5 protein-coding genes and 2 tRNA genes are annotated in these 8,278 nt (G+C 41.0%); 3 read left to right on the plus strand and 4 right to left on the minus strand.

Going from position 1 to position 8,278, the window contains the following annotated elements:
* Positions 1–18: 18 nt before the first annotated feature.
* From CFH81_04265 to CFH81_04280, 4 genes are all read right to left on the minus strand, one after another.
* A complete protein-coding gene (locus tag CFH81_04265; GenBank protein ID DAB40712.1) occupies positions 19–1,278 on the minus strand; it encodes an O-acetylhomoserine aminocarboxypropyltransferase in 1,260 nt (419 codons plus the stop codon).
* A 213-nt stretch (positions 1,279–1,491) separates the two neighbouring features.
* The gene (locus tag CFH81_04270; protein DAB40713.1) at positions 1,492–2,937 is read right to left on the minus strand and encodes an IMP dehydrogenase; all 1,446 of its coding nucleotides are present in this window, start codon (positions 2,935–2,937) and stop codon (positions 1,492–1,494) included.
* Between the two features lie 90 nt (positions 2,938–3,027).
* On the minus strand, positions 3,028–4,371 hold the full coding sequence (locus tag CFH81_04275; protein ID DAB40714.1) for an Asp-tRNA(Asn)/Glu-tRNA(Gln) amidotransferase GatCAB subunit A: 1,344 nt from the start codon (positions 4,369–4,371) through the stop codon (positions 3,028–3,030).
* Between the two features lie 209 nt (positions 4,372–4,580).
* On the minus strand, positions 4,581–7,331 hold the full coding sequence (locus CFH81_04280) for an isoleucine--tRNA ligase (GenBank protein ID DAB40715.1): 2,751 nt from the start codon (positions 7,329–7,331) through the stop codon (positions 4,581–4,583).
* A gap of 117 nt (positions 7,332–7,448) precedes the next feature.
* Between CFH81_04280 and CFH81_04285 the strand changes: the two genes are divergently transcribed.
* From CFH81_04285 to CFH81_04295, 3 genes are all read left to right on the plus strand, one after another.
* Positions 7,449–7,931: a hypothetical protein gene (locus CFH81_04285; protein DAB40716.1), complete on the plus strand. Its 483-nt coding sequence runs from the start codon at positions 7,449–7,451 to the stop codon at positions 7,929–7,931.
* Between the two features lie 87 nt (positions 7,932–8,018).
* A tRNA-Lys gene (locus CFH81_04290) sits at positions 8,019–8,094 on the plus strand.
* 74 nt (positions 8,095–8,168) lie between these two features.
* Positions 8,169–8,244: transfer RNA gene (locus tag CFH81_04295), tRNA-Glu, on the plus strand.
* Positions 8,245–8,278: the final 34 nt, after the last annotated feature.

The following is an 8,278-nucleotide window of genomic DNA, read 5'->3' on the forward strand; positions in this document are numbered from 1 at the left end:
CCAAGGATCATAAATTGCCTACCCCAGCGCTTTAGCCAAGTCATTTATCAGGTCTTGGGTATCTTCAAGTCCTATACTTAGTCTAATAAGCCCTTCAGGAACTCCGGCATCCATAAGCTCTTGTTTGGAAAGCTGCTGATGGGTTGTGCTGGCAGGATGGGTAATAATAGATTTACTGTCGCCGATATTGACTACCAAAGAAAAAATCTCCATACTGTCTGCAATATGTTTTGCTGTGGCCAAATCTTCTACCTCAAACGAAAGCAGCCCGCTGTGTCCTTTCTTGAAATATTTTTGTCCTACTTCATAATTGGAATCGGATTGAAGTCCGGGATAATTGACTTTTTTAACTTTTGGATGTTTCTCTAAAAATTGGGCTATTGCAAGCGCCGATGCAGAGTGCTGTCTCATGCGAAGCGGTAATGTTTCAATGCCCTGGATATACAACCATGAATTAAACGGACTGGGAGCTGCACCCAAATCACGAAGCAATGCCAATCTAACCCTCAGCGTAAAAAGCGGCAAAGGCAAATCACTATAGACAAGCCCATGATAACTTGCATCGGGTTCATTGAAATGTGCATATCTGGCATTTCCTTTAATTTTTTCTACCAAATTCTTGCGCTCTACGATGATTCCGCCTATCGCAAGCCCTTGTCCTGTCGTATATTTACTTGCACTGTGTACTGTCAGATCGCATCCGTACTCAAAAGGTTTGCACAAAATCGGCGTCGCCACAGTATTGTCGACACAAGTTAGAATAGTGTACTTATTGGCAATAGCAACTATTGCACCCAAATCTGCCACATCAATACTAGGATTTGTAATACTCTCAAAAAGAATGATTTTTGTTTTTTCATCGATGAGCTTTTCTAGTTGAGCAGGATTTTTAACATCAAAATAACGTGCTTCTATGCCAAATCTCTTAAGGGTATGTCCTGTAAGTGTTGTCGTTCCCCCATAAACTTGCTTGGCCACAATAATGTTGTCTCCGGCCTCTGCCACATTAGCAATGGCATAAAAAATAGCTGCCATTCCACTGGCTGTACCTACTGCTGCGGCGCCGCCCTCAAGTGCTGCAAAACGTTTTTCAAAAACATCCGTAGTCGGGTTCATCAATCTTGTATAAATATTCCCCAACTCTTTAAGTGCAAATAAATTTGCCGCCTGATCAGTATCTTTAAACTCATAAGCCGTACTCATGTAAATCGGCACCGCCATGGTTCCTTGTGAATCTTTTTCATATCCTGCGTGGATAGCCAGTGTTTGTTCGTGCATTATTTTTCCTTATTTTGCATTATTATTTATTATACCATAAAAAGCGGGGACGGATAAGTATTATTATGACGTAACGGGTGTTTTTGGAAGCTTAATTCCTGATAGGGCCTAAGACCTATAAGGTCTTTTTTGAAAGATTGCATTTGAAGACAATAGTATGAACTCACATCTTGGTTTCAAAAGATGTGAAGCTCAACCAAGAAAATGAAAAAATCAGCCGTGATAATTTGGAGATTCTTTTGTGATTGTTACATCGTGAACATGAGATTCTCTGAGTCCTGCTGAAGTAATCTCTACAAATTCTGCCTTTTCCCAAAATGCCCTAATCGACTCCGAACCACAATATCCCATGGAACTTCTAAGTCCTCCCATCATTTGGTGGATCACATCAGAAATTTTCCCTCTATAGGGCACGCGCCCTTCTATTCCTTCAGGAACAAGCTTATCTGCAGCTGTACCCTCCTGGAAATAACGATCCGTACTTCCTTTGGTCATCGCACCGATACTTCCCATCCCTCGATACTCTTTGAATTGACGACCATTATAGATGATCATCTCGCCCGGCGCTTCATAAGTTCCCGCTAGAGCCGAACCGAGCATTACACAGCTCGCACCCACGGCAAGTGCTTTTGCCACATCACCGGAGTATCTGATGCCGCCATCTGCTATGACGGGAATACCTGCTTTGTTGGCCACCTGCGCAACTTCATCGATCGCTGAGATTTGCGGCACTCCTACTCCTGCTACAATACGTGTTGTGCAGATGGATCCGGGTCCAATCCCCACCTTTACTCCGTCAGCTCCTGCATCAATAAGATCTTGTGCTGCGGCGCCCGTAGCGATATTTCCTGCAATCACATCAATATCGAGTTCTTTTTTAATTTGTTTAACCGTGTCAATTATCCCCTGGGAATGTCCATGCGCTGAATCTAGCACAATTACGTCTACTCCGGCATCAACTAATGCTTTAGCTCTCTCAAGCTGTCCCACACCAATAGCTGCAGCCACTCTCAAACGGCCAAACTCATCTTTATTTGCATGGGGATGCTGTTCTTTTTTTTCAATATCTTTGATTGTAATAAGCCCTATAAGCGTATTGTGATCATCCACGATAGGAAGTTTCTCTATTTTGTGTTGCTGTAAAACCTTGGCTGCCTCCTCCAATGTTGTACCTTTTTTGGCCGTAACAAGCGGTGCAGGCGTCATTACATCTTTTACCTTTTGTGTCATATCCGTAATAAACCGCATGTCGCGATTAGTGATAATTCCTATAAGTGTTTTATGCTCATCTACTACCGGCACACCTGAAATATGATATTCTCCCATCAATGCATCTGCATCCCCTACGGTTGCTTCAGGCCCAATGAATACAGGATCGATGATAATTCCGCTTTCAGATTTTTTTACTTTTTTTACCTGCAGCACTTGTGTTTGAATATCCATATTTTTATGAATTACACCTATGCCGCCAAGTCTTGCCATAGCAATGGCCGCTTTATATTCCGTTACTGTATCCATAGCTGCAGAAACAATAGGAATATTGAGAGAAACACGTTTGGTTAGTTGTGTTTTTATGCTTACCTCTTTTGGCAATATAGTTGAGTGTTGCGGTACAAGCAGTACGTCTTCAAATGTCAGTGCTCTTTTTTTTATTCTCATGATATCCCTTTCTTTTATTGATTAATTATCTTTCTTTTGGCTTAAAAACTTTCCTCTTGAAAAATTCATCTTCTTGAAATTTCCTATGGGCTAATATTTATAATTGACAACTTTTTCCATGCTTGCTGCACCATCAAAAAGTATTTTTTCATCAAATGCCTTAGCAATGAGTTGCAATCCTATAGGCATATCTTCTTTGTTTTTAGCCACAGGCAGTGAAATTGCGGGCAAACCGGCAAGATTAATCGCTATTGTATACATGTCGCTCTTATACATCTCCAAAGGGTCATGAATTGCGCCTATTTTTGGTGCGACGCTTGGTGCTACCGGAGAAAGTATAAGATCTGCATCAGCAAAAATAGCATTAAACTCATCACGAATCAAATGTCTCACTTTTTGTGCTTTCAGATAATACGCATCATAATAACCTGAAGAAAGCACAAAATTACCCAATAAAATACGACGTTTCACTTCGTCACCAAACCCTTCGGTTCGGGTGTGATAATAAAGTTCTTCTACGGTATTGCATTGTGCTCTCATGCCATAACGAATACCATCAAAACGCGCAAGGTTGGTTGCTGCTTCTGCTGTTGCCAAAATATAATAGGTTGCAATATCATATTTTGTATTTTGCATTTTTTTATGAATAATGGTATGTCCTGCTTCCTCAAGTTTTTTTACCGTGTCCGTATAAGCTTTTTGTATCTCTTCATCTGCTTCGCTGATATAATTATCAATAACTGCGATTGTAAATTTTGCGTCACTATTGATGTTGTTAGCAATATCTTCTATTTCAAATTCTGCAGAAGTAGAGTCTTTGGGATCATGCCCTTTGATCGCATCATACAAAATGGCTGCGTCTTCAACATTTTGGGTGATAGGGCCTATCTGATCAAGAGAGGAAGCATAAGCAGCCAACCCAAACCGGCTGACTCGCCCATAGGTAGGCTTCATCCCTACGCATCCGCAATAAGCCGCAGGCTGACGAATCGATCCGCCCGTATCGCTTCCCAATGCTGCAATAGCGATACCGGCGGCTACTGCCGCAGCTGAACCGCCCGAACTTCCTCCGGGGACTCTCTCTTCCCCATGAGGGTTTTTTGTCACACCATAATAAGAACTTTCTGTGGTTGAACCCATAGCAAACTCATCCATGTTTGCTCTGCCAAACGCCATCATTCCTTTAGATTTTAGATTAGTAATAGCCGTGGCATCATAGGGAGAGATATAGCCTTGAAGGATTTTGGAGCCGCTTGTCACAGTCCAATTTTTTACTTGAATATTATCTTTGATAAGAATAGGGACACCTTCTCCGGAACTTTCAAACCCAATATAAGCATTAAGATTGCTCTCTTTTGCTTTTGCTTCAAGTTCAACTTTTAGGCGGCTTAACTCTTCTTTACTTTTTGTTAACGCTTCTTTTAGTGTTATCACGACTTGCTTCCTTTTTCTATATTTTCTTCTTGAGAGCAAATAAAATCTGCTTTTGCTTCATTCTATATATTGCATAAACAAAGAAACATCAATGGATGCTATCTTGCTTCTTTTTGTAATAATATATGACACCAAGCCCTGCTCCAACTAAACCAAATATAAATACTATTGAACCAACAATGATACTCATACTTACGGGTTGCGTCATATCAAACATTCAAAACCTCAGCGCATCTTGCACAAACTTCCTCTTCTGTTTTGGAGGAAAATTTCCAACATCTTGGACATTTATGACCTGCCGCTTTGTGTACGCTAAAATGTTTTTCTCCTATATTGAAGCTGGCCACTTCTTCCCCTTGACTCGAAGGCTTTACAGAAGAAACCACAAACCAATCTTCCAAATCTTGATCATTTGACAAAACAAAACCTTCACCTGCAAGCTCAAGCTCCAATGTTGATTTGATAATTTTGTCTTTTTTAAGTTTATCGACTTCTTCATAAAATGCTTCGCGTATTGCGATCATTTCACTCTCATCAAACGGACTGCCTATGCTAGGCAATTCTTCGTATACCAAGTCAAAAACATTTTGCATATCGGCTTTAAAAATGGCTGGAGCATACTCAATAATTTCATCCGCAGTATAAGTAAGAACCGGAGCGACAAGTCCTAGCATACTTTTAGAAATAAGCGCCATAGCAGATTGTGCCGCTCTTCTTGTGGTGCTTTCTTTGGCATCACAATACAATCTGTCTTTGCAAATATCCATATAGATTCCCGAAAGCTCATTGGTTAAAAAATGATTGAGTGTTGCAAATCCTCTCAAGAAATCATATTTATCAAAACTGCTTTTTACCTCTGCAAATACCCCTCTTGCTTTTGCAAGTATCCATATATCCAATTCACCATAGGCATCATGCGGCACAAGCATGTCTAGATCATCCACATTGGCAAGCAAAAATCTAAAGGTATTTCGTATTTTTCTGTACTGTTCTGCGACTTGCTTTAGTATTCCGTCAGAAATCTTCAAATCAGACTGATAATCACTTAAAGCAACCCAAAGTCTAAGAATTTCAGAACCATACTGGCTTACCACTTTATCGGGTGCGACAACATTTCCTTTAGACTTGCTCATTTTTTCACCTTTCTCATCAACAGTAAATCCATGAGTAATAAGTGCCTGATACGGCGAAATATGATTAATGGCGGAACTTAAAAGCAATGAGCTCTGAAACCACCCTCTATGCTGATCGCTTCCTTCGACATAAAGTGAAGCAGGATATTCCCCTGCATCATAATTGCGGCTCTTAAGTACAGAATTCCACGTTGAGCCGCTATCAAACCAAACATCCAAGATATCTTCTATTTTTTCCAAATCGTCAGGATTGTAGCCTGAGCCAGGATAAAGCAATTGCTCAATCGGCAGACTGTACCATGCATCCGCACCCATCTGCTCAAATATCATCGCAACAAAGTTCAATACCTTCTCGTCCAAGATAACTTCCTTAGTGCTTTTGATTCTAAAAAAAGCAATCGGCACACCCCACGAACGCTGACGAGAAATACACCAGTCGGGTCTCCCCTCTATCATCGGCTTAAGGCGGTTCTTTGAAGTTTTGGGATAAAAATCCACCGTCTCAATGGCAGCCAATGCTATTTCTCTTAAACTTTTATCCATAGCGCGAGGCACATCATCTATAGAAATAAACCATTGGTTTGTTGCTCTATAGATCAACGGCTTTTTGGTTCTCCAGCAATGGGGATACGAGTGCACAAATTTACTCACTCTTAAAAGATTTGCGCCCAAAAGTTCCAAAATAGGTTCATTGGCTTTAAAGATATGCATACCCACAAACGTTTCCGGATTTGGTAAAAGATGCAGCCCTATAACACTCTCATCATAACACCCTCTTTCATCTACGGGCATCACCACATCAAGACCATATTTCAAACCTACACGATAGTCATCTTCCCCGTGCCCCGGCGCCGTATGTACGGCTCCCGTACCTCCATCAAGCATAACATGTTCTCCCAGCACGATTGTGGAAGCGCGTCCGTTAAGAGGATTGATAGCTAAAAAATTTTCAAGTTCCGTAGCAGCGATTTTTCGTCCCGAATGACCGCTCACCAAGCCTTCTGCCGCCAATGCGTCAAAACGGCTCTGCGCAATGATATATCCGTCCTCGCTAAGCACGTAAATCTCTTCTGGATTGAGTGAAATTCCCGTATTTGCAGGCAATGTCCACGGAGTTGTTGTCCAGATGACAATTCCTGCCTTTTGAGGAAGATCAAGTTTTGCTTTAGCTATATCACTGAGCTCAAAATTCACATAGATAGAGTAGTCTTCCTTATCTTCATACTCAACTTCCGCATCCGCCAATGCCGTCTGTGCTGCCCATGACCAAAAAATGGGTTTGTGTCGTTCTACCAAAAGTCCTTTTTGGGCTATTTCGCACAGCGTTCTATAGATATTGGCTTCAAATTTAAAATCCATTGTTACATAAGGATGATTCCAATCCGCAATCACTCCTAAATTTTTAAAACCTTGTTTTTGTATCTCTACAAAACGAGAGGCATGATCACGGCAAAGTGCCCTAAACTGTGCAGTGGGCATCGCTTCTTTTTTACTTTTACCCAGTTTCTCTTCCACTTTTTGCTCAATCGGAAGCCCATGACAATCCCAACCCGGCGTCATACGAACAGCTTTGCCTTGAAAATAATTATACTTGAGAATAATATCTTTAAGTATTTTATTCAATGCATGACCGATATGAATATCGCCATTCGCATACGGTGGGCCGTCATGAAGTGTAAACATTTCAGCATCTTTGCGCTTAGATTTCATTTGCTCATAGATATCTGCGTCAAACCATGCCTGATATTTTTTTGGTTCATTTTCTGGAAGATTTCCGCGCATTGGAAAATCGGTTTTAGGAAGAAGTAACGTTTCTTTGAAGTCCATCTTTGATAACACCTTGCTAAGGGTAGGCCCCTGATTATTATCTCGTGATTGTATCTTAAAATCCATTAAGCGTAGATTTAGCATATCTAAAATAGAAAAATTTGATATAATCAACCTATGAAAAACAGAAAGAAGAAAATAGAAAAAATCATTCAAAAATTGTGTGAGATCTCGCATACAATCACTTTTGCAGAAAGCTGTACGGGCGGACGTATTGCAGCGGCTTTTACAGCTATTGGGGGGGCATCATGTGTGCTTAACGGTTCATGTATCGCCTACTCTAATCATATAAAACACAGATGGCTGGGTGTAAGCTATGAAGTACTGCAAGCCCATGGAGCTGTAAGCAAGGAATGTGTTTTACAGATGCTTGAGGGCATATGCAAAATGGCAGACAGCCAATATGCGATATGCACCTCAGGCATTGCAGGTCCGACAGGCGGTTCACCGCAAAAACCTGTAGGGACTGTCTATATCGGCATCACAACACCTGAAGATACCAATGTTTATCATTGTTTTTTTGAAGGCAGCAGGGAAGAAATACAAGAACAATCCGTCACTTTTGCTATCGAAAAAATGGCAAACGCACTGAAAATTTAAGATATTTTTTAAATTTATCTTGACAACCAAAGCTTTCTAGGCTATAATTCCGTCCACTTATTCAAAAAATTAAGTGATATATTGAGAGACCCGTTAGCTCAGTTGGTAGAGCAACTCCCTTTTAAGGAGTGGGCCCTTGGTTCGAATCCAAGACGGGTCACCATTATTTATTTAAAGTTTTCCTTAGCGGAAGGCTCAAGCAACGTTGTTGCTTTTTATGACTGTTTGGATCTAGATGACCCTTTCATCTAGTGGCCAAGGATGCTACGTTTTCATCGTAGTCACAGAGGTTCAAATCCTCTAGGGGTCGCCATTTGACAGTTACGGTCGCTTAGCTCAGTTGGTAG

Origin of the sequence: Sulfurovum sp. UBA12169, from assembly GCA_002742845.1 — a bacterium.
Lineage (GTDB): Bacteria > Campylobacterota > Campylobacteria > Campylobacterales > Sulfurovaceae > Sulfurovum.